Origin of the sequence: Nonomuraea sp. H19 (genome assembly GCF_052068215.1) — a bacterium.
In the GTDB taxonomy this organism is placed as follows: Bacteria; Actinomycetota; Actinomycetes; order Streptosporangiales; family Streptosporangiaceae; genus Nonomuraea.
In genome coordinates this window covers 341,210-362,353 of the sequence record NZ_JBQHCV010000006.1, presented here as the reverse complement: position 1 = coordinate 362,353, position 21,144 = coordinate 341,210, and the positions used below count along the sequence as shown (strand labels likewise).

The window sequence follows — 21,144 nt, the reverse complement described above, 5'->3', positions numbered from 1 at the left end:
AGGGCGGGCCCGCCGAACCTGCGGGCCCGCCCTTCGGTTGCGGCTTAGGCCGCGTCCAGCTTGTTCTGGATGCCGACGAGGATCTGCATCATCTCGAGCTGCGTCTTCTGCATGGCGTTCTGGCTCTCCTGCATGGCCTCGAACTTGGCCTCGAACTTGGTCTCCATCGCTTCGAAGCGGGCGTCTACCGCGTCGAACCTGGCGTCTATCTCGGCGAACTTGGTGTCGACCTTGGCGTCGAGGGCCTTGACGCGGTTGGCGACGCCGTTGATGCGCTGGGTGAGCTTCTCTCCCAGCTCGATCTGGTCTGCCCGGACCTGGATGATCTCGTTTTGGATCGCGATGGTGAGTCCCTCGCAGGCTTCCTGGATAGTCAAGCCAATCTCCCTTACCCTCAAGTAAGGGACCAGGGATCTAGGTCATCTCTGGTCCCGCTTTCTTGGCCAAGAGAATACGCCTCTGATCGCCGCTCGCAAGCCGGAATCGAAAGGAGATTCCCCAGATCAGAGGTCATGTGGGGACCTAAGTCCGGAATGATCCGCCTATGGTGAGGCGACATTTTTCCGGCGGCCCTGGCGCTTCTTTTCGTCACCTCCGCGTGCGGTCCCGGCGGGGGAACGTCACTCACCGCGCGTTGCTCGGCTGGACCGAGCGCGACGCGCCAGAGGCGGGCCTCCATGGGCGCTTTCGCGAGGAATTTCTCTCATGCGTGGCACGCTAGAAGCTCACGGAGATGTGAGATGCGAGCCGGTGTGAGGAGCGTTTCGTGAAGATCGGTGACCTGTCGCGGGAGACGGGGGTCAGTCCGCGGCTGCTGCGGTACTACGAGGAGCAGGGACTGCTGAGCTCGTACCGCGCGGAGGGCGGGCATCGCCGTTACGCCCAGGACGCTCCGATCGTGGTGCGGCGCATCCGCACGCTGCTGGCCGCCGGGCTGCCTACCAAGGTCATCAGGGACGTGCTGCCGTGCGTGTCCGGCTCGGGTGACGTGCTCGACGCCTGCACGCTCGGCCATCTGCGCACGCGGCTCGGCGGTCTGGACGACCAGATCGCCGAGCTCCAGACGACCAGGGAAGCGCTCGCCGCCATCCTGTCGGCCACCGAGCGCGCCGGCGACTATGTCGGCGTCGCCTGACGCCTCGATCGCCCGCAAGCCCCGGAACCGGTCCCGCCGGCACCTCCCCGCACGCGGCCTGCCGCGGGCGTCGTCCCGGCGCTGCCGTCGTGTGATGGAGGTGCGTGCTCGGCGTGTGAGGCCACGTGCCTGCCGCCCACCCCACGACGGAGGGCCGATGCCGCAGGCCCGCGTGTCAGTGACCGCCGTAAAGCTCGTCGATCTCCTTGGCGAAGTCGCGCATGACGACCCCGCGCTTGACCTTCAGCGTCGGCGTCAGATGCCCGCTGTCCTCGGTGATGTCCGCGTCCAGGATCGCGAACTTCTTGATCTGCTCGGCCTTCGACACCGACAGGTTGGCCCTGTCCACCGCCGCCTGGATCTCCGCCCGCACCTTCGGATCGGACCGTAGCTCGGAAACGGAGGCTCCCGCCGGCATGGCCTCGGGGTCCAGGGTGATCAGGGCCGCCACGAACGGCCGCCCGTCGCCGACGATCATGGCCTGGGAGATCAGCGGGTGGGCGCGCAGCGCGTCCTCCAGCGGCCCAGGGGCGACGTTCTTGCCCGCCGCCGTCACCAGGATCTCCTTCTTGCGCCCGGTGATCCGCAGGTAGCCGTCGGCGTCGAGTTCGCCCACGTCGCCGGTGTGGAACCAGCCGTCGGAGTCGATCACCTCGGCCGTGGCCGCGTCGTTCTTCCAGTAGCCGTCGAAGACGTTCCTGCTCTTGGCCAGGACCTCACCGTCGTCGGCGATGCGCAGGGTGACGCCGGGCAGCGGCTTGCCCACGGTGCCGATCTTGTTGGCGCCCGGCATGTTGACCGTGCACGGGGCCGAGGTCTCGGTCAGGCCGTAGCCCTCGAAGACCTCGATGCCGACGCCCTTGAAGAAGTGGTCGAGCCGCTCGCCCAGCGCCGAGCCGCCGGAGACGGCCGCCGAGAGCCGGCCACCGGTGGCCGCCCGCAGCTTGGAATAGACCAGCCGGTCGAACACCGCCCGCTGGAGCCGCAGCCCGAGCGGCGCGCCGCCGGAGCTCTCGCCGCGGCTCCAGGCCACCGCCACGTCCACGGCGCGGGCGAAGATCTTGCCCTTGCCGCCCGCGATGGCCTTCTGCTCGGCGCTGTTGTAGACCTTCTCGAACACCCGCGGCACGCCCAGCAGGAACGTGGGCTTGAAGTCCTGCAGGTCCGGGGCGACGTTCTTCATGTTGGGGGTGTGCGCCATGATCGCGCCCGCCTCGATCAGCACCACCTGGATCATCCGCGCGAAGATGTGGGCCAGCGGCAGGAACAGCAGCGCGGCCGGGTCCTTGAAGCCGAACAGCGGCTCCAGCGGCCCCCGCAGCACGTTGAGCGCGGTGAACAGCAGGTTGTCGTGGGTGATGCGACAGCCCTTGGGCCGGCCCGTGGTGCCGGAGGTGTAGACGATCGTGGCCAGGTCGGAGGAGACGACCCGCGCGCGGCGCTCGTCCACGGCCGAGTCCGCGACGTCGCCGGTCGCCGGCGTGGCGTCGATCCGCCAGACCGTCTTCAGCTCGGGAGCCGCCTCGCGGACGGTCTCCTCGTGCGTGTCCAGCTCGACGAACGCCGCCTTGGCGTCGCTGTCGGACAGGATCCACCTGACCTGCTCGACCGACGAGGTCTCGTAGATCGGCACGGTGACCGCGCCGACGGACCAGATGGCGTAGTCGGCCAGCGTCCACTCGTAGCGGGTGCGCGACATCAGCGCGACCCGGTCGCCGTGCTCGATTCCCGCCGCGATCAGTCCCTTGGCCACCTCGACCACCTGGTCGCGGAACTCGGACGCGGTCACCACCGGCCAGCCCGCGTCGGTCTTGCGGCGCATGACGACGGCGCCGGGTTCCTGCTCGGCCCGCTTGAAGACGGTGTCGGGCAGGCTCGCCGAGGCCGGCACGTCGGCCAGGACGGGGACGCTGTACTCGCGCACGAATCAACTCCTCTTCAGGGAACGCCTGGACGCTACCGCGTTAAGTTACGCCTCGGTAGCCTCGTGATTAAGGCGTTAAAGAGAGGCGTTTCATCACGCTAGCAGCCGTGCTCATAGGATTCGCCTCATGAGGGTCCATGTTGTGAGTGACGTGCACGGCAGGGCCGATGCGCTGGCCAAGGCGGGCGACGGCGCGGACGCGCTGGTCTGCCTGGGCGACCTCATCCTCTTCGTCGACTACGACGACCACGCCAAGGGCATCTTCGCCGACCTGTTCGGCGCGCAGAAGGCGGCGGAGTTCATCGCCCTGCGCACGGCCAGCCGGTTCGACGAGGCCAGGGCCATGTCGGCGGCGCTGTGGGCCACGCTCGACGGCGACCCGCGCGAGCACATCGAGCGCAACGTCCGCGCTCAGTACGAGACCCTCTTCGCCGCCATGCCGACCCCCGCCTACCTCACCTACGGCAACGTGGACATCCCGCGCCTGTGGCCCGACTACCTGCGGCCGGGGCACCAGGTGCTCGACGGGCAGGTGGCGGAGATCGGCGGGCTGCGGTTCGGGTTCGTGGGCGGCGGGCTCCAGACGCGCTACCGCACCCCGTACGAGCTCGGCGACGAGGAGTTCGCCGCCAAGGTGGAGGCGGTCGGCGAGGTCGATGTGCTGTGCTGCCACATCCCGCCGGCCGTGCCCGAGCTGCTCTACGACGTGGTGGCCCGGCGGTTCGAGCGCGGCAGCGAGGCCACCCTGGAGGCGATCAGGCGTACGCAACCGCGCTACGCCCTGTTCGGCCACGTGCACAACCCGCTCCACGCGCGCACCCGCGTCGGACGCACCGAATGCGTGAACGTGGGCCATTTCCGGGGGAAAGGCGTCCCCTTCATCCTCGAATGGTGAACCGGCCGGTGCGATGGGCCGCGTCCGGCGGTCCTCCGCAGGCGCCTGCGATCGGTCCGCATCCGCTGGTCCATCGCAAGCAGCGGATTGTGCACTACGGTGGTCGCATGGCTGATCGCACCACTTCGAGCACCACCATCAGCGCCGGCCGCGCCGACGTCATGGCGGTCATCGCGGACTTCCCGGCCTACCCCGAATGGGCCGGATCGATCAAGAGCGCCGAGGTCCTCAGCACGGGCGAGGACGGCAGGGCGCAGACGGTGCGATTCGTCCTGGACGCCGGGATGATCAGCGACACCTACACCCTCGGCTACACCTGGCACGACGACGAGAACGTCGCCTGGCAGGTGGTCGAGCCCGGGAAGATGGTCTCCGAACTCCGGGGGAGTTACCGGCTGGCCGACACGGGCAGTGGCACCCAGGTGACGTACGAACTGGCGGTCGATCTGAGCGTCCCCATGATCGGAATGATCAAGCGCAAGGCGGAGAAGGTGATCGTGGACACCGCGCTCAAGGGGCTCAAGAAGCGCGTAGAAGGCCGCTGAGTTGAGTCCCCGGGTCCTGCTCTTCACCGGCAAGGGCGGCGTCGGCAAGACCACGGTCGCCGCCGCGACGGCCACGCTCGCCGCCGGCCGAGGGCTCAAGACGCTCGTGGTCTCGACCGACACCGCCCACTCGCTGGCCGACGCGCTCGCCGCCGCGCCCGGCGAGATCGCGCCGGGCCTGCACCTGCACCAGGTCGACACCCAGCAAACGCTGGAGCGCCACTGGGGCGAGCTGCAGGAATACGCCAGGGGCGTGCTGGTCGAGCTCGGCCTGGACGAGATCACCTCCGAGGAGATCACGGTGCTGCCCGGCGCCGAGGAGGTCATCGCCCTGCTGGAGCTGCGTGAGCACGCCCGCGAGGACCGCTGGGACGTGATCGTCGTCGACTGCGCGCCCACCGCCGAGACGCTGCGCCTGCTGGCCCTGCCCGAGGCGCTCGACTGGCACGTCAACCGGCTCATGCCGGTCGGCCGCAAGCTGGTGCGGCTCGTCTCGCCGTTCGTCCGCAGCGTCGCCCACGTCAGCGCGCCCGGCGAGGACGTCATGAACGCGGGCGAGCGCTTCCACCGCGGCCTCATGGAGGTGCGCGAGCTGCTCACCGGCGACCACGCCTCCGTGCGGCTCGTGCTCACGCCGGAGTCGGTGGTGCTCGCCGAGGCCAGGCGCACCCTCACCTCGCTCAATCTGTACGGCTACCGCGTCGACGCCGTCATCGCCAACCGCGTCTTCCCGACCGGCGGCGCCGACGAGTGGCGCGCCCAGTGGGTGGCGGCGCAGTCGCGGCTGCTGGCCGAGGCGGAGCAGTCGTTCGCGCCGCTGCCCATTCACGTCGTCCCCTACCTGCCCGCCGAGCCCGTCGGCAAGGACGCGCTGACGGAGGTGGGCGCGGCGATCTACGGAGACTCCGATCCGTTCGCCGCCCCATCCGTCGAGCCGCCGCTGCGGATGAGCGCCGACGAGCTGACGCTCGCCCTGCCGGGCGCCGACCGCGGCGAGGTCGATCTGGCCCGCAAGGGTGACGAGCTGATCATCACGGCGGGGCCGTACCGGAGGATCCTGGCCCTGCCCGCCGCGCTGGCCCGAAGGAAGATCAGCGGAGCGGTGCTTCGCGACGGCGTGCTCCGGGTACGGTGGGTCGCGTCCAGCGAGCCGCCGCAAGAAGCGGATTCCGCACTACGGTTCAGCTCAGGAAGCGAATCCGCAACCGGATGAGCGATCCCGGACGCACGGAGGGCCAGATGACCGAGAGCAACGACAGAGACCAGATCGGGAGCGTCGCCGACGAGGCGCGCAAACTGTTCGAGTCGATCCAGGGACGCGCCACGCGCCAGGTCGGCAAGACCGTGTTCAACTCGTTCACCGGCGGCGGCCGCAGGGAGCGGGACGTGTGGGAAGAGGCGGTGTCCGAGCCCCACGACGAATACATCTGCCGCGCCTGCCCGGTCTGCCGGGCGATCGCGGCGCGGCGCGAGTCCGGCTCCGACGTGACCGGGCACCTGGTGGCGGCGGGCGGCGAGCTGTTCGCCGCGTTCCGCGAGGCGCTGGACCTGCTCAACAAGCCCGCGCCCCGCAGGGAGCAGCAGGAGCCCGACCGCCGTGAGCGCCGCGGCGACGACGTGGAACACATAGATCTGGGATAGGGAGAACAACGGGCATGCTCACGATCGGTGTCGACATCGGCGGGACCAAGGTCGCCGCGGGTGTGGTCGACGACCATGGGAAGATCGTCGCCCAGACGCTGCGGCCCACCGCCGCCGACCGCCCCGACCTGGTGGCCGAGACGGTGGCCGACGTCGTGCGCGAGCTGTCCGCGGGCAGGGAGATCGAGGCCGTCGGGGTGGGCGCGGCCGGGTTCGTCGACGAGACCCGGTCGATGGTGCGCTTCGCCCCCAACCTCGCCTGGCGCGAGGAGCCGCTGCAGAAGAAGATCAGCGGCCTCGTCGGCCTGCCCGTCGTGATCGAGAACGACGCCAACGCCATGGCCTGGGGCGAGACCAGGTTCGGGGCCGGGCGCGGCCAGTCCCACGTGGTCTGCGTGACGCTCGGCACCGGCATCGGTGGCGGCCTGGTCTTCGACGGCGTGCTCTACCGCGGCCGCTGGGGCATGGGCGCCGAGATGGGCCACATGCAGGTCGTCCCGGGCGGGCGGCCGTGCGGCTGCGGCAACGTCGGGTGCTGGGAGCAGTACGCCAGTGGCCAGGCCCTCGTCAAGGAGGCCAGGGAGATCGCCGCGGCCGCGCCGGAACGGGCCGCGATCCTGCTCGGCCTGGCCGGGGGCAAGATCGAGGGCGAGGAGGTGACCGAGGCCGCCCACAAGGGCGACGACGCCTCGCTGGCCGCCTTCGCCTCCTTCGCCGACTGGCTCGGCCAGGGCATGGCCGACCTGGCGGCGGTGCTCGACCCCGGCTGCTTCATCGTCGGCGGCGGCGTGTCAAGGGCCGCCGACCTGTTCATCGATCGGGCGCGGGAGACCTTCGCCGAGCGGATCACAGGGCGCGGGCACCGGCCGCTGGCGGAGATCCGGCTGGCCGAGCTGGGCGCGTCCGCTGGGGTGGTGGGCGCCGCCGACCTGGCCAGGCAGCGCTAGAGCCGGGCCACGTGACGGTCCGGGTCGCCACCTACAATCTGCACGGGATGCGCTCCGGCCTGCCCGCGCTGACCAAGGTCATCACCGCCCTGCGGGCCGACGTGCTGTGCGTGCAGGAGGCGCCCAGGTTCGGCCGCTGGCGGGCCAGGCGCAGAGCGCTGGCGGCGGCGGCCGGGCTGCGGGTGGCCACGCCGGGCAGGCTGGGCGGCGTGGCCGTGCTCGTCGCGCCCCGCGTGCGCGTGCTGCGCGCCGAGAGCCACGCGCTGCGCGTCTTCCTCGGGCTGGAGCTGCGCGGGCTGGCGATCGCCGTGGTCGAGGCCGGGGGAGCCCGGCTGGCCGTCGGCTCGCTCCACCTCGACCTCAACGACCCGGCCAGGATGCACCACGCAGCCGAGGCGGTGGCGCTGATGGAGCGCGCGGCCGCCCGGTTCGGCGCGCCGATCGTGCTCGGCGGCGACATCAACGAGCAGGCGCACCAACCGGCCTGGCGGTATCTCGCCGGGCGGCTCGCCGACTGCTACGCGGTGGCGCCTAAGGGCGACGGGCTGACGTTCCCGGCGGCGGGGCCCGCCGTACGCATCGACGGGGTGTTCGCCGCCCGCGAGGCACGTGTCGTGTCATGCGGGGCAGTGGACGCCGGGCTCGGCGAACTGGCGGGGGCGAGTGACCATCTGCCAGTCATCGCGGAGTTGAGAGTTGGGCACTAACGGGCAAGAGGGGCCGTGCAACCCGTAGCATTTGCTCCATGACCCGTCGCTTTCAGCGGCGTGCGCTCACCTTGATCTTGGCGACGTCCGTGGCCTTGCCTCAGGTCACGCCCGCCGCGCATGCCGATCCCCGCCCCGCCACGCTAGAGGCGTGGCAGCAGTCGACCAGCGTGCGCCTCCAGCCCGACGGCTCGCTCTCCGACGTGCTGGCGATCTCCTCCAGTGACGTGTGGGCCGTGGGCCAGCAGGAAATCTGGGACGTGTGGAAGAACCGCGGCACGATCCGCCACTGGAACGGCACCGGCTGGGCCGAGGTGCCCCTCCGCGACGCCACGGCCGCGGGCAACCTGCGCGGCCTGGCCGCCGCCGCGCCGTCCGACGTGTGGGCGGTCGGCGACGGGCACGACGGGCTGCCGTACCTGGCGCACGGTGACGTGACCGGGTTCGACCGGGTCAGGCCGCAGGGGCTGCGGGCCGGAGACTGGCTCGGTGGCGTGGACGCCAAGCCGGGGCGGGTCGTGGCGGTCGGCAGCCGCGAGAAGCAGGGGCTCATCGTCACCGGCCAGGGCAACTCCTGGACCGTGCAGGAGACCAAGGAAGAGGGCGCCCTCTACGCGGTGGCCGGCGGGTTCGCCGTCGGCGACACCGGCACCGAGCCACTGATCGTGCACTACTCGGGCGGGTCCTGGAAGTCCATGCCGGTGCCCTCGATCCCCGGCGGCTACCTGCGCGACATCCAGACCGACAGCGCCAAGCGGGCGGTGGCCGTCGGCGGCGTCTACCGCGGCCCCGGCGTCGTCTCCCCGCTCGTGCTGACGTGGAACGGCAAGCGCTGGAAGGAGCAGCCGCTTCCGGTCTCCGACGCCCGCCTCTACGGCGTGACCGGCGACGGCAAGGGGCGCTACTGGATGGCCGGCTACGACCCGGAGCGGGCGGCCGAGCCGTTCATGGTGCGCTGCGAGAAGGGCGATTGCGACATCATCCGCGGCGACGCCAAGAAGGGCCGGAGCAGCGTACGCCTGCAGGGGGTCGCCTATCTCGCCGGCAAGGGCACGGTCTGGGCGGTCGGGCATGCGGTCGACAGCACCGACCGCTACACCGACGTGGTGGAGTCGTTCGCGCCCGAGCCGGGCGAGTCGAAGTCCTGAGTCCTACAGGACCGCGCCGTCGTCCCAGCCGGAGTCCTGAGTCCTACAGGACCGCGCCGTCGTCCCAGCCGGAGTCGTTGGGCGGGCCGTCGCCCATCCGCACCACCAGCGCCACGAACCCGCCGATGAACGCCGCCACCGCCGTGAACAGCGCCCAGCCCTCCATCTGCCAGCTCGCCATCGCGGCGACCAGCAGATAGGCGGGCCCTCCGAACAGCGCCACCCACGCCAGCTTGGTCGCCAGGTCGAGCTTGGGCAGCGGCGGCGGCGGGGGCGGCACGAAGTGCCCCTCGTCCCCCTCGTCGTCGTCCTGCTTGTCCTCGGGCTCGTCGAGGTCCTCCTCGAGCTCCTCCGAGGGCTTGACCACCCGCCGGGTCGGCTCGGCGGGGACGTTTTCGCTGTCCGGCCATGGCTGGTCGGCCGAGTCGCGCTCGGCTGTGTCGTTGAAGGACGCGACGATCTGCCGCCAGACCTCGTCCTCGTCACTCTGGGGCGTCACCTAGATGGGCCTCTCCGCAGCGATCGCGACTTCCCCCTGGGTGCGATCAGTCCCTCTGCAAGGGTACCGAGGCATGTGTCCGGATGAAGTCGAGGCTCCCGGCAAAGATCCTGTCGGCATCGTTGTCCAGCGTCGCAACATGGTAGCTATCGGTAAGCTCCTCGATCGTGGCCTGAGGGATCTTCTGGCGAATGATCGCCACACTCGTCGGCTTCACCACATGGTCGTTCAGGCTGTGGAAGACCAGCAGGGGCTGGGTCACCTTCGCCAGGTCGGCCTGCACCAGCGACCACAGCCCCGGCAGCGACGCCGCCGCCTTGACCGGGGTGCGGGAATAGGCCAGCTCGGTCACGCCCGGCTTCTTGACGTCGTTCGCGACGCCGGGCACGGACGGCACGAACCACTTCAGCAGCGGAGCCAGCTTCATCAGCGGCACGTCGTTCGCGATCGACGGGTTGACCACCACCACGCCCGTGATCGCCGCGCCGTGCACCTCGGCCAGCCGCAGCGCCAGGCAGCCGCCCAGCGACAGCCCCGCCACGAACACCTCCGCGCAGCGGCCCTGGAGATCGGCGAACGCCTTCTCCACCTCGGCGTACCAGTCTTCCCAGCGGGTCCGGTTCATCTCCTGCCACCGGGTGCCGTGCCCCGGCTGGCGCGGCAGCGAGACGCTCACCCCGTGCCCGGCCAGGTATTCGCCCCACGGCCGTAACGACTGCGGGGTGCCGGTGAACCCATGGCAGAGCAGCACGCCGATCTGGCCTGCTTCGTGGTGGTACGGCTCCGCGCCTGGCATGAGCGGCATAACAGCTCCTCCATGCAATTTCATTCCGGCTCTTTTATCCAGGAACGGCCCGATCGTCGCACGTTCCGGGGTGTTTGTGCGAGAGCTGGTGTAGGAGCAGGGCCGTCGGGATGGGAAGATGACTATGCTTGCCGACAACATGCTGGAGAAGAGGTGCCGGGGTGTTCTACTGGGTGGTCAAGGCCATCTTGGGGCCGATCCTCCACCTCATGTTCAGGCCATGGACCGAAGGCGCGGAAAACGTGCCCAAAGAAGGGCCGGCGATCCTGGCCGGCAACCACCTGTCGTTCGCCGATCACTTCTTCGGCCCGCTCCAGCTTCGCCGCAAGGTCATCTCGCTGGGCAAGTCCGACTACTTCACCGGCCGCGGCATGAAGGGCTTCTTCACCCGGCTGTTCTTCAGCGGCGTCGGCACCGTGCCGATCGACCGCTCGGGCGGCAAGGCCAGCGAGGCGGCGCTGCGTACGGGCCTGCGCATCCTGCGCGAGGGCAACGTCCTCGGCATCTACCCCGAGGGGACACGCTCGCCGGACGGCCGCCTCTACAAGGGCAAGACCGGCGTGGCCCGGCTGGCCCTGGAGTCCAGGGCCCCGGTCATCCCGTGGGCCGTGGTCAACACCTACGAGATGATGCCGCCGGGACGGCCCTTCCCCAAGTTCGGGATCCGGCCGGGCGTCAGGTTCGGCAAGCCGCTCGACTTCTCCCGCTACTACGGGATGGAGGATGATCGCCTCGTCCTGCGCGCGGTGACCGACGAGATCATGTACGCGCTGATGGAGCTGTCCGGCCAGGAATACGTCGACAAATATGCCGCCAGCGCGCGCGTCGAGATGGAGCGTGCCGCGCGCGCCGCCGCCGTCAAGGACTGACCGGGGGCGTCAGGCGGAGGACCTCAAGGCCTGCTCCGTCTTGTTCATGGCCGTGGTCATCGTCCGCAACTCCTCCCGGCTGAGCCGGTCGATCAGGTAGGCCCGCACCACCTCGAGGTGGCCGGGCGCCACGCGTTCCAGGCAGCGGGCACCCGCGTCGGTGAGCACCGCCAGCACGCCGCGCTCGTCGGACGGGCATGTGGCCCGCTTCACCAGCCCCGCCTTCTCCAGTTGAGTGATCTGGTACGTCAGCGCGCTCTTCGACACCACGACTCCCCTGGCCAGCTCGGTCATGCGCATCTGGCGTCCGGGCTCGTCGGACAGGCGCACCAGGATCTCGAACTGCGGGTGCGTCAGCCCGGCCGCGGCCTTGAGCTGCTCTTCGATGCGTCTTTCGAGCAGGTGCGAGGTCGACAGGAAGGCGCGCCACGCCGCCATCTCCGTCGCGTCCAGCCATCGGGTGTCCGTCACGGCCTCATTCTACGGCTCATCCTCCATGTTGTTCATATTTGTACTTTCGGGTTATGGTTCCTGTCAGAGAACTGATTCAAAAATGAACGACCCTCAAGGAGGTCGCATGCTCGACCAAGCCCGTCCCGTCGCCCTGTTGCTCGCGAGGATCGCCATCGGGGTGATTTTCCTCGTGCACGGCTATCAGAAGTTCGCGACCATGGGCATCGCGGGCACGACCAAGTTCTTCGAGTCCGTCGGCATCCCGCTGGCCGCCGTGGCCGCGCCCGCCGTGGCGGTGCTGGAGGTCGTCGGCGGCCTGGCGCTGATCGCCGGCGCCGCCCTGCCGATCGTGGGCACGCTGCTGGCCCTGAACATGATCGGCGCGATCGTGTTCGTGCACGGCGCCAACGGCTTCGGCGCCGGTGAGGGCGGCTACGAGTTCGTCCTGGCACTGGCCGCGGCGAGCCTGGCGATCGGCTTCTCCGGGGGCGGCGCACTGGCCGTCGACCGTCTGTTCGGCCGCCGCCGCAACGCGGAATCCGTCGCCGCCTGACGCGCCGGGCTCCCGCGGCCTGCGCATCGCGTGCGTCGCGGTCCCCTCAGCACGTCACCCAGTCCCTGGATTACCGCACTCGGTGCGCCGCGCGGCTGGGCACGCTACGGCACCAGGACGCCGCCGGCCGCGCGGCGAGGCGGGGTCGTCGAGCGGGAGCCGCCCGGGGCGTGTGCCGCTCAGGACAGGTGGGCGCGGATCTGCGCGATGTGCTCCGGGGTCGTCCGGCAGCAGCCGCCGATCAGGGACGCGCCCGCCCGCTGCCACTCCTTGGCGGCCTGACCGAACTCCAGCGGGTCGGCCAGCCCCAGCCAGCGGCGGTGCCCGGCGTCCCACGTCTCGCCCGAGTTCGGGTAGACCACGACGGGCAGCCCGCCGGACAGGCACGAGATCAGCCCCGGGATGTGGCGCGGTGCGGTGCAGTTCGCACCGACGGCCACCACCTGCGGATTCCCGCTGAACAGCGCGGCGGCCTCACGGATCGGCGTGCCGTCGTTGAGCCGCTCGCCGTCCCGGCAGGAGAAGCTCACCCACGCCTTGACCCCGGGCGTGCGGCCCAGCAGTCTGGCCAGCGCCTGCGCCTCCGGGTAGGACGGGATCGTCTCGCAGGCCAGCAGATCGGCGCCGGCCGTGGCGAGGATCTCCCAGCGCGGCAGGTGCCAGGAGTAGAGACCCTCCTCGTCGAGGTCGTAGTCGCCGGTGTATTCGGAGCCGTTGGCCAGGTAGGCGCCGTACGGGCCGATCGAGGCCGCCACCAGCCCGCGCCCGGCCGCGTCGCGCGCCTGCGCGGCCAGCTCAACCGACAGCCTGATCAGCGACTCGGCCTCCGCCACCGCCAGCCCGCGCCGCATGAGGCCCTCGATCGTGGCCTGGTAGCTGGCCGTCGTGGCCACGTCGGCCCCCGCGGCGAAGTAGTCGGCATGCGCCTGCCGGATCAGCGCGGGCTCTTCCAGCAGCAGCCGCGCCGACCAGAGCTCGTCGCGCAGATCCGCGCCGAGGCGTTCGAGATGGGTGGACAGGCCGCCGTCCAGGACAAGTATGGTCACCTATCCAGAGTAAGAGCCGGTGGCGGATGGCCGGGAAAGGCGCTGATCACCTCGTCGAGCAGGACGGGGGTGTCCTCGGGGGAGTCCACCGTGAAGTGCGCCCGGCGCGCCAGCTCGTCGCCCGTCTCCGCGTTGGCCACCGCGACCCGGACGCCCACGAACGCCGGATCCCGCTCCTCCCTGGCACGCAACGCGTCGAACGCCCGGCTGTCGGCGAGGTCGTCGCCGAAATACCAGGCGCGGGTCAGCGTCTCGGTCTCGCACGCGACGACCGTGCCCTTGTCATGCTTCACCGGCGGCCCGAGCTCGACGGCCATGCGGCCGTGCTGCTCCCGCAGGCCCAGCTCGGCCGCCTTGCGCGAGGCCCACCGCTCCACCGCGCCACGCAGCCCCGGGGCCGCTCGGTAGTGCAGCGCCACCAGCAGCGTCTTGTCCTCGACCAGGACCTCGCCGGGCAGGTCGCGTACGGCGTCCGCGGCCAGCCCCCGCATGACCGGAGCCCACGGCTCGGCCTCGGCGTCGGTGCGCACCCGGCCGTCGACGACGGTCTGCATGCCGTACAGGCCGAACAGGCGCACCTGCGGCGCGCCCGAGAACCGCTCGCACAGGAACGCGGCCGGGCGGGCGGAGACGACGGCGACCCTGCTCACCAGTTGCGCCAGCTCCCGCAGCCGCTCCACCGCCCCGGCGACGGGGCGCACCGCGCCGGGATCACGCATGATCGGGGCGAGCGTGCCGTCGAAGTCGAAGAAGAAGCCGGATCTCCCGCTCTCGGCAACAGTGGCCGACACCGCCTCGGCGAAGCGGAGCGGGGCGCGCGAGGTCGCCATGCTCAGGACGATAGAACAGCGTGACCAGCTCGGATACCCGCTCCCGGGTAATATGCCCGGTCACTTGACGGCCCGGCGGGCAAGGAGCGGGCGGTCACATGGCGGCCCGGTGGGCAAGGGCCGGGCGATCCAGGACGATCACCTCGCCGGTGCCGATCTCGATCAGGCCCCGGCGCTCGAACGCGCGCAGGGCGCGGTTGACGCTCACCCGGGTCGCGCCGATCTCGGCGCCCAGCCCCGCCTGGCCGGCGTGCAGCGGCACCCGGCCGTCGGCGCACCGGCGTACCAGCCAGGTGGCCACGCGCGCGGGCACGTCGCGCACCGTCGCGTCGGTGAGCCGCTCGTCGAGATCGCGGACGGTCGCGGCCAGCGTCCGCAACAGCCGGGCGGCGACGGACGGCTCGGCGGCGACGAGCTCCAGCACCGCCGAGCGCGGCAGGTAGGCCACCTCCACCGCCGTCATGGCCGTCCGCGTCGCCCGATGGGGCCCGTCCACCAGGAGGGCCGTCTTGTCGAACGCGACCGGCGCCGCCTCCACGGCGAGCACCACCTCTTTGCCCTCAGCGCTCACCCGGCCCGCCTTCACCCGGCCGCCGAGCAACACGATCAGCTGATCGGCCGGATCGCCCTCGGTGCAGAGGACCTGCCCGGCCGAGTAGCGCCGGTGCCGCGCCACGGCCGCCAGCCCGCGCAGCCGGTCCGCGCCGAGCTCGCCGAACATCGGCAGGTCGGCCAGCGTGTACGTCATGTATACGGTGATACACCACCGCGGTGCCCCGCGATGCTGAGCACTCCCGCCTGCGGGCCATAGCGTGCCGCGCATGGCGAGATACGCGTTGCATCTGTCCTTCGACGGCGACCCGCGACGGCTGGCGGCCCGGCCCGCGCACCGGGAGCACCTGCGCCGGCTCAAGGAGGAGGGACGGCTGGTGAGTGCCGGGCCGTGGGCGGACGACAGCGGGGCGCTGCACGTCTACGAGGTCGCCGACGAGGCCGAACTGCGGGAGATCCTGCGGCGCGACCCGTACACGGCGGTGGACGCCTACGAGATCGTGCTGTTGAAGGAGTGGACCCCGATCATGTGACCCGCCCCTGGGCCGTCGCTCGGCCCAGGGGCGGGTGGCAGGTCAGGTGCGCTTCCAGAAGGGACCGCGTCGGCCGCCCGCCTCGCCGGAGGGGCCGCCCGCCGCGCCCGGAGGCGGGGTGTGGCGGCCGCCGACCAGGTTCGTGAGGACCTCGACGGCACGGTCGTGCAGGGCCCGCGCGTCCGCGCCCGGCCGCTCGGCCGCCTCCAGCTCGCGGGCCAGCCTGTCCAGCTCCTCGTTCCCGCCGAGGTATTCCGCGAGCGCCGCCAGCCGAGACCCCAGGTCGGCCAGGTACAGCAGGTCGGGTGCGGGCAGCGCCGTGAGCCTGTCCAGCTCCGCCACGAGCTGCGGCCTGACCGACTCCAGCCGGTGGGCAGGACGCGGTGCGGGCCGGAACCTCGGCGTCCCCCGGCTACGCCGACCGCCGCCGGGCGCCCCGGGTGCGGGCATCCGCGGTTGCCGCCCCATGAGATCCGCCCCGCCGCCGGAGACGAACCCCTGTTCCAGGTCGGCGGCGCCGAGGCCGGGCTCGGGCAGGACCATCTGGGGAGCGGCCGGTGGCGCGCCGTACGCCGCCGCGAACATCATGGAGGACCCGGGCGCAGGCGGGCTCGACGGCGGCTCCCACCCGCTCGGCGGCTCGACCGGCTGGATGACGCGGTGCTCGGGCCCGCCCTCGGCGACCTGCCTGGTGTCGACCGCCACGTACGCGGTGAAGCGGCAGAGCACGCCGTACTCCAGCGACGTGCGCACGATGCGCGACTCCAGGTCGTGCTCGCCCATGGCGTAGCGGTCTTCCAGCTCCCGAAGGTGCGCGCGGGCCCAGACGGCGCGGATGGCCGGATTGTCCACCTGCACGCCGGTGACCTGCTCCTCCCACGGCCCCTCGGCGGCCATCCCGCGCACGGTCAGCGAGGAGCCCTCGCGGTAGCGCCCGTACACGCGCAGCGGCACGCCCGGGAAGATCGACCCGAGATGCGTGACCGTACCGGACTCGACCTCCAGGCCCTTGATCGACAGGTCGGTCACCAGCGGGGCGCCGATCCTGTGGTGGATGTGGTCCATGGCGGCGTCGAGCCGGTCCTCCGACTCCACCAGCTCGCACCGGCCCGCGCCCAGACCGGCGAGCCTGCCGAGGAACCCGGCGTTCACCGCCCGGTCGATGCCGACCGTGTGCACCCGCATGGCCGACAGCGCGCCACCCGCCTGCTCCAGGATCTGGTCCTCGTTGCCGACCTGGCCGTCGGTGACCAGCACCACGACCCGCTCCCGCTCCGCCTGGGCGCCCAGCAGGGCGACGGCCTGGCGCAGCGGCTCCAGCAGCTCCGTGCCGCCGCGGGCGTCGACCCTGGCCAGGTGCTCGACGGCGCGGTAACGGTTGCGGTCGGACGCCTCGGCGAGCCCTTCGAACGCCTGCTCCACCACGGAGTCGAACGTCAGCACCGCGAACCGGTCCTGCGGCGTCAGCGTGTCCACGATCCGCGCGGCGGCCCTGCGGGCGCAGATCATCTTCCACCCGCCCATGCTGCCCGAGCGGTCGAGCAGCAGCACCAGGTCACGCGGCGTACGCGTGGCTTGCAGCGGCGGCGGCACGACGGTGAGGGCGAACGTGCCGCGGCCGTCGAGCTGCAACGACGTGGACGCCTCGAACGACATGCGCAGGATGAAGTCGCGGTCCAGCCGCTCGCCGGGGCGCAGGCGTACGGTCGTGCCCCCTTTGCCGTCGCCCTCCTCCTCTGCCACATGCAGGCTGGAGGCCAGCTCGCGCAGCTCCAGCCCGGCGGCGTCGACGGTCGCGGCGAGCGAGAGGCGTACCGGGTTCGGGAAGCCGGGCAGCAGGACGGGCGGGCTGATCCTGGACGCGTCGGGCACCGCGTCGGTGTCGGGCGCGACGCCGTCCCCGGCGGCCTGGCCGTCGATCGGGCTGCCCGGGATGTATCGCGGCGCCACCACCAGCGGGAACCGGAACGTCGCCGCGCCGTCCTCGTACGGCAGCGGCTGGCTCATCGTCAGCCGGACCGAGACGCGCTCGCCCGGCAGGATGTTGCCCACCCTGATCGTGAACACGTCGGGCCGGTCCTCCTCTGCGATCGCCGCCCGCCGGCCCTCGCGCAGCGCCTGGTCGTAGTCCGCCCTGGCCTGGCCGCGCTCCTTGAGCACGCCCTCGACCACCCGGTCGTCGGCCTCCATCCGGAACCCCGTCACGGCCGCCCGATCGGGCAGCGGGAAGACGTAGGTGGACTCCAGCGTGACGTCGAACGGGTTCCTGAACCCCTGCGTGACCTCGACCCCGGCGATGAGCCCCGAGATGTCGGCGGCCACGTCCACGCTCTCCAGCGGCAGGTTGCCGCGCTCGGTCAGCAGCGCGCCGAACCCGGTGTCCGGCACCGGGAGGCACCGCGCGGGCTCCAGTGAAGTGATCTTCATGTCAGCTCCCTCTCTTCGAGCACCGCGAGCAGCGGACCCGCCGCCGCCAGCACCGCCTGTACGTCCTCCGCCGACGGGGTACGGCCCGCGTCCAGCACCAGCCGCACCCCATCGCCCAGCCTGATCCCTGTCACCACCGTGCTCGGACCGCGCCTTTCGAGACGTGCCCGCCGACCCGCCGGCCCAATGCGAGCCCGGCCATCGGACGCCGCGGCCGGTCCGTGGCTGTCAGGCGTCGTGGTCTGGGAGCGGCCGTCGGGTGCCGCGCGATGCGCGACCTCCTTGGCCGGTCGCTCCGCCCAGAACCGCCCGCGCCCGGACTCGCCACCACCGGCAACGTCGCCACGGTCGCCGTCGTGGCCGGTCACGTCGCCATGGTCGCCACCGCGGCCGGTCACGTCGCGACCGTCGCCACCGCGGTCGGCAGCGTCTTCGCCGCCGCCTGGCCCGACGCTGCCGTTCGGCGCTTGCACGCCCTCTTGCGCGCGATCGCCGAGCGCCGCGCCCGCAGCCGGCGCGTAGCGGAGCGGCGCGTCATTGTGCGGTACGTCGCCGTGTGGTGCGTCATCGTGCGGTACGTCGCCGTGTGCTGCGTCGCGTGGCCCGAATCGCCGTGACCCGACCGCAGGCGGCTCGTCGGCGAGTGGCGTGGCACCGGTTGTCCGGCTCCGCGGCCGGGTGATGGCGGCCGCCTCCTCCAGCATCCGATCCGTCGCCCCCGCCAGCGCCGCCTGGATCTCGGCGATCGAGTGCCCCGCCGCCTGCAGCCGCTTGATGGCCACCAGCTGCAGCAGGTGCCGCCGCCCGTACTGGGCGATCCTGCCGCGCCTGGTCAGCGGCGGGTCCACCAGGCCGATGGTCGTATACCACCTGATGAGTCGCGCCCCGGGCACGTCGCGGACCCGGCCGTTGGCCGGCGGCAAGGCGTCGCGCAGCGCAAGCGCCGCGTGCTCGGCCAGTTCGCCGATGGTCCAGGTGTCGCTCATATCTTCACAATGACACTGTCACTATTACAGTGTCAACGTTAGGGCGCCGGAAGATTGGGCACGGGGGTTGGGTTGAAGAAGGAAGGCCGAAAAATATGACGGAACGGGGGAGGAAACCCGACATGGCCACGATCACCGGCCCGCTTTCGGGAGACGCCAAGAACACCGTCGCGGAGGCCCTGCAGGGCGCGTTGGTCGATCTGATCGACCTCTCGCTGGTCGCCAAGCAGGCCCACTGGAACCTCATCGGCTCCCATTTCCGCTCGGTTCACCTCCAGCTCGACGAGGTCACGGAGCTGGCCAGGAGGCACATGGACACGATCGCGGAGCGCGCCGTCGCCATCGGGGCGAACCCGGACGGGCGCGCCGCCACGATCGCGAGGTCCAGCAGGCTCCAGCAACTCGAGAGCGGCTGGCTGGAGGACGGCAAGGTGGTGGCGACGATCACCGACGTCCTGGACGGCATCAGCAGGCGGATGCACGAGCGCGTCCGGACCACGGACGAGCCCGACCCGGTCACCCAGGACCTGCTCATCGCCGTGGCGCAGGACGTCGACAAGCAGCACTGGATGTTCCAGGCCATGACCGAGCGCCAGCGCTGATGCGAGCACGGCGGGCCCGGGTACCCAGGCGGCGGTACCCGGGCCCGCGGGCTTTCGCGCCGCAAGCGGCACGTGAGCCCGTCTCCCTCTCTACTCCTCGGCGTGCCCGTGTCCAGGCCCGGCACCGGCGCCGCCCGGCACGCCGCCTGCGCGACCTGATCGTGGCGGCGATGCCCGTGTTCGCCGACGTGGACGTCGCCGCCGGCGCGGCGGCGACGGGCGGGCCGCGGAAGGCGGGACACGGGGTTTGCGCAGAGTTTGATGTCGCGAGTCCCTGCCATTCATGTCGGTGCGGTCGACTAGCGTGGCACCTAGAGGGAGGCCCCACGATGTCCCACAAGACTCTCCTCCGCACGGGCCCGCTCTTGCGGGGCGGCACCAGCCCGTACGGGCCGCTCGGCCTGCCGGGCCCCGACGGCCTCGCGCTGCCCCCGGGCTTCACCGGCCAGGTGGTGGCCAGGTCCGGCCAGAAGGTGGCCGGGCTGACGTGGCACGCCGCCCCCGACGGCGGCGCCTGCTTCCCCGACGGCGACGGCTGGATCTACGTGTCCAACTCCGAGCTGCCGCTGCTCGGCGGCGCCTCGGCGCTGCGCTTTCGCGCCGACGGGAGCATCGGCGACGCCTACCGCATCCTGTCGGGCACCGATCTCAACTGCGCGGGCGGCGCCACGCCGTGGCACAGCTGGCTGTCGTGCGAGCTCGGCGACCGCGGCCGGGTCTTCGAATGCGACCCCTACGGCGCCCGCGCCGCCCGGCCGCGCCTGGCCATGGGGCGCTTCAAGCACGAGGCCGCCGCCTGCGACCCCGAGCGCCACGCGATCTACATGACCGAGGACGAGCCGGACGGGTGCTTCTACCGGTTCAGGCCGGACGACTGGGGTGACCTGACCGAAGGCACGCTCGAGGTCCTGTGCGCCTCCGGCCGCTGGCGCGTGGTGCCCTCCCCGGCCGGTCTGCTCCAGGCCACCCGCCACCAGGTCGAGGACGCCCGCCGCTTCGACGGCGGCGACGCCTGCCACTACGCGGGCGGGGTGTGCTACTTCACCACCAAGGGCGACACCGGCCTGTGGGCGTACGACGCGCAGACTTCGACGCTCGACCGGCTGTGCGAGGGCGTGCGCGCCATCACCGCCGCGCCCTCCGGCGACCTCTACGTGGCCAGGGAGACGACGGAGATCGACGTCATCGCGCCCGACCGGGCGGTCACGCCGTTCCTCCGGCTGGAGGGGTACGCCGGGGCCGAGCTGACCGGGCTGGCGTTCTCGCCCCGGGGTGACCGGCTCTACTTCTCGGCCAGGCGCGGCCGTACGGAAGGCCACACGTTCGAGGTGACCGGGCCCTTCCGCGCCTAGCTCAGATAGCGCACGAGCATGACCTTGAGCTCGTTCACCAGCTCGGCGCGGCGCTCCGGTGACGCCGTGGTGATCATCGGCAGGACCGCCTTCACCGTGGCCAGCGCCATGGTGCCCGCCAGCAGCGCCCGCTCCTCCGACAACTCGGGGGAGCGGCGGCGCAGCATGGCCGCGAGGTGCCGGGCGATGTCCTCGTGCAGCCGCTGGGCGGCCGCGGCCAGCTGATCGCCGGTGGCCGAGCCGTACAACAGCGACCAGTACGCCGGCGATTCGCTCTTGAACCGCACGCTCTCGTCCACGAGCTGCCCGACCAGCTTCTCCAGGGGGAGGTCCGGCGTGACCGCGGCCAGCCGGGCGGCCCAGAACTCCTGGCGGTCGTCGGTGTAGCGGGACACCAGCCCGTCCAGGATCTCCTCCTTGTTGCGGAAGAACTGGTACAGCGACCCCGGCGACATCCCCGCCCGGGCGGCGACCTGGTTCGTCGTCATGTCCGGGTAGCCCACCTCGGCGATCACCGACTCGGCGGCGTCGAGGATCTCGCCCATGCGCTTCAGGCCGCGCGCCTGCCGGCGGACCGTGCGTTCAGCCATGGGTCTCCTCGTTGACAAATGCGAGCATTTACTTGTATTTCTGGATAGGAAGCCAAACACGAGTAGTTTACCGAGTATTGATCGGGGAGCATTCATGACAACCGT

24 protein-coding genes are annotated in these 21,144 nt (G+C 71.4%); 13 read left to right on the top strand and 11 right to left on the bottom strand.

Features of this window, described 5'->3' with window-relative positions:
• Positions 1 to 44 precede the first annotated feature (44 nt).
• Positions 45 to 377 carry a hypothetical protein gene (locus tag ACTMTI_RS15795; RefSeq protein ID WP_441121071.1) on the bottom strand — a complete coding sequence of 111 codons (333 nt, stop codon included), beginning with the start codon at positions 375 to 377 and terminating at the stop codon, positions 45 to 47.
• Between the two features lie 389 nt (positions 378 to 766).
• On the opposite strand from ACTMTI_RS15795, the gene ACTMTI_RS15790 reads away from it, so the two are divergent.
• Positions 767 to 1,135 (top strand): MerR family transcriptional regulator, encoded by a 369-nt coding sequence (locus tag ACTMTI_RS15790; RefSeq protein WP_441121070.1) that lies wholly within the window; start codon positions 767 to 769, stop codon positions 1,133 to 1,135.
• 175 nt (positions 1,136 to 1,310) lie between these two features.
• Here the strand turns inward: ACTMTI_RS15790 and ACTMTI_RS15785 are convergent, their stop codons facing one another.
• Entirely contained in the window at positions 1,311 to 3,059 is a 1,749-nt protein-coding gene (locus ACTMTI_RS15785; RefSeq protein WP_441121069.1) for an AMP-dependent synthetase/ligase, read from the bottom strand.
• Positions 3,060 to 3,186: 127 nt separating this feature from the next.
• Between ACTMTI_RS15785 and ACTMTI_RS15780 the strand changes: the two genes are divergently transcribed.
• The 7 genes from ACTMTI_RS15780 to ACTMTI_RS15750 all read left to right on the top strand — a co-directional run bounded on the left by ACTMTI_RS15780 (position 3,187) and on the right by ACTMTI_RS15750 (position 8,942).
• Positions 3,187 to 3,954, top strand: coding sequence for a metallophosphoesterase family protein (locus ACTMTI_RS15780; RefSeq protein WP_441121068.1), 768 nt, complete (start codon positions 3,187 to 3,189; stop codon positions 3,952 to 3,954).
• A 107-nt stretch (positions 3,955 to 4,061) separates the two neighbouring features.
• Positions 4,062 to 4,499, top strand: a complete 438-nt coding sequence (locus tag ACTMTI_RS15775; RefSeq protein ID WP_441121067.1) for an SRPBCC family protein — start codon at positions 4,062 to 4,064, stop codon at positions 4,497 to 4,499.
• A 1-nt stretch (position 4,500) separates the two neighbouring features.
• Positions 4,501 to 5,712, top strand: coding sequence for an ArsA family ATPase (locus ACTMTI_RS15770; RefSeq protein WP_441121066.1), 1,212 nt, complete (start codon positions 4,501 to 4,503; stop codon positions 5,710 to 5,712).
• 26 nt (positions 5,713 to 5,738) lie between these two features.
• A complete protein-coding gene (locus tag ACTMTI_RS15765; RefSeq protein WP_441121065.1) occupies positions 5,739 to 6,140 on the top strand; it encodes a DUF5304 family protein in 402 nt (133 codons plus the stop codon).
• Positions 6,141 to 6,154: 14 nt separating this feature from the next.
• Entirely contained in the window at positions 6,155 to 7,087 is a 933-nt protein-coding gene (locus tag ACTMTI_RS15760; protein ID WP_441121064.1) for an ROK family glucokinase, read from the top strand.
• A gap of 11 nt (positions 7,088 to 7,098) precedes the next feature.
• Complete coding sequence (locus tag ACTMTI_RS15755) at positions 7,099 to 7,794, top strand: endonuclease/exonuclease/phosphatase family protein (RefSeq protein ID WP_441121063.1); 696 nt, start codon at positions 7,099 to 7,101, stop codon at positions 7,792 to 7,794.
• A 38-nt stretch (positions 7,795 to 7,832) separates the two neighbouring features.
• Positions 7,833 to 8,942 carry a hypothetical protein gene (locus ACTMTI_RS15750; protein WP_441121062.1) on the top strand — a complete coding sequence of 370 codons (1,110 nt, stop codon included), beginning with the start codon at positions 7,833 to 7,835 and terminating at the stop codon, positions 8,940 to 8,942.
• 43 nt (positions 8,943 to 8,985) lie between these two features.
• Here the strand turns inward: ACTMTI_RS15750 and ACTMTI_RS15745 are convergent, their stop codons facing one another.
• Positions 8,986 to 9,441, bottom strand: a complete 456-nt coding sequence (locus tag ACTMTI_RS15745; RefSeq protein ID WP_441121061.1) for a hypothetical protein — start codon at positions 9,439 to 9,441, stop codon at positions 8,986 to 8,988.
• A 46-nt stretch (positions 9,442 to 9,487) separates the two neighbouring features.
• Entirely contained in the window at positions 9,488 to 10,246 is a 759-nt protein-coding gene (locus ACTMTI_RS15740) for an alpha/beta hydrolase (protein ID WP_441121060.1), read from the bottom strand.
• 161 nt (positions 10,247 to 10,407) lie between these two features.
• On the opposite strand from ACTMTI_RS15740, the gene ACTMTI_RS15735 reads away from it, so the two are divergent.
• Positions 10,408 to 11,115, top strand: a complete 708-nt coding sequence (locus ACTMTI_RS15735) for a lysophospholipid acyltransferase family protein (RefSeq protein ID WP_441121059.1) — start codon at positions 10,408 to 10,410, stop codon at positions 11,113 to 11,115.
• Between the two features lie 9 nt (positions 11,116 to 11,124).
• Here the strand turns inward: ACTMTI_RS15735 and ACTMTI_RS15730 are convergent, their stop codons facing one another.
• Positions 11,125 to 11,586, bottom strand: coding sequence for a MarR family winged helix-turn-helix transcriptional regulator (locus tag ACTMTI_RS15730; protein ID WP_441121058.1), 462 nt, complete (start codon positions 11,584 to 11,586; stop codon positions 11,125 to 11,127).
• Positions 11,587 to 11,692: 106 nt separating this feature from the next.
• Between ACTMTI_RS15730 and ACTMTI_RS15725 the strand changes: the two genes are divergently transcribed.
• A complete protein-coding gene (locus ACTMTI_RS15725; protein WP_441121057.1) occupies positions 11,693 to 12,121 on the top strand; it encodes a DoxX family protein in 429 nt (142 codons plus the stop codon).
• Positions 12,122 to 12,300: 179 nt separating this feature from the next.
• On the opposite strand, the gene mmuM is transcribed toward ACTMTI_RS15725, so the two are convergent.
• From mmuM to ACTMTI_RS15710, 3 genes are all read right to left on the bottom strand, one after another.
• Complete coding sequence (gene mmuM, locus ACTMTI_RS15720; RefSeq protein WP_441121056.1) at positions 12,301 to 13,167, bottom strand: homocysteine S-methyltransferase; 867 nt, start codon at positions 13,165 to 13,167, stop codon at positions 12,301 to 12,303.
• Complete coding sequence (gene otsB / locus ACTMTI_RS15715) at positions 13,164 to 13,997, bottom strand: trehalose-phosphatase (protein WP_441121055.1); 834 nt, start codon at positions 13,995 to 13,997, stop codon at positions 13,164 to 13,166. Before otsB ends, mmuM begins: the two co-directional genes overlap by 4 nt.
• Before the next feature lie 94 nt (positions 13,998 to 14,091).
• Positions 14,092 to 14,745: a Crp/Fnr family transcriptional regulator gene (locus ACTMTI_RS15710; protein ID WP_441121054.1), complete on the bottom strand. Its 654-nt coding sequence runs from the start codon at positions 14,743 to 14,745 to the stop codon at positions 14,092 to 14,094.
• 73 nt (positions 14,746 to 14,818) lie between these two features.
• Between ACTMTI_RS15710 and ACTMTI_RS15705 the strand changes: the two genes are divergently transcribed.
• Positions 14,819 to 15,082, top strand: a complete 264-nt coding sequence (locus tag ACTMTI_RS15705; protein WP_441121053.1) for a YciI family protein — start codon at positions 14,819 to 14,821, stop codon at positions 15,080 to 15,082.
• Between the two features lie 42 nt (positions 15,083 to 15,124).
• Here the strand turns inward: ACTMTI_RS15705 and ACTMTI_RS15700 are convergent, their stop codons facing one another.
• The gene (locus ACTMTI_RS15700; protein ID WP_441121052.1) at positions 15,125 to 17,509 is read right to left on the bottom strand and encodes a VIT domain-containing protein; all 2,385 of its coding nucleotides are present in this window, start codon (positions 17,507 to 17,509) and stop codon (positions 15,125 to 15,127) included.
• Positions 17,506 to 18,495, bottom strand: a complete 990-nt coding sequence (locus tag ACTMTI_RS15695; protein ID WP_441121051.1) for a MerR family transcriptional regulator — start codon at positions 18,493 to 18,495, stop codon at positions 17,506 to 17,508. The genes ACTMTI_RS15700 and ACTMTI_RS15695 overlap by 4 nt, the downstream gene beginning before the upstream one ends.
• A gap of 122 nt (positions 18,496 to 18,617) precedes the next feature.
• Here ACTMTI_RS15695 and ACTMTI_RS15690 point away from each other — a divergent pair, with 122 nt between their 5' ends.
• Positions 18,618 to 19,097 carry a Dps family protein gene (locus tag ACTMTI_RS15690; RefSeq protein ID WP_441121050.1) on the top strand — a complete coding sequence of 160 codons (480 nt, stop codon included), beginning with the start codon at positions 18,618 to 18,620 and terminating at the stop codon, positions 19,095 to 19,097.
• A gap of 329 nt (positions 19,098 to 19,426) precedes the next feature.
• Complete coding sequence (locus tag ACTMTI_RS15685; protein ID WP_441121049.1) at positions 19,427 to 20,449, top strand: alkaline phosphatase PhoX; 1,023 nt, start codon at positions 19,427 to 19,429, stop codon at positions 20,447 to 20,449.
• On the opposite strand, the gene ACTMTI_RS15680 is transcribed toward ACTMTI_RS15685, so the two are convergent.
• Positions 20,446 to 21,039 carry a TetR/AcrR family transcriptional regulator gene (locus tag ACTMTI_RS15680; RefSeq protein WP_441121048.1) on the bottom strand — a complete coding sequence of 198 codons (594 nt, stop codon included), beginning with the start codon at positions 21,037 to 21,039 and terminating at the stop codon, positions 20,446 to 20,448. The two genes, ACTMTI_RS15685 and ACTMTI_RS15680, sit on opposite strands and share 4 nt — an antisense overlap.
• Positions 21,040 to 21,144 lie beyond the last annotated feature (105 nt).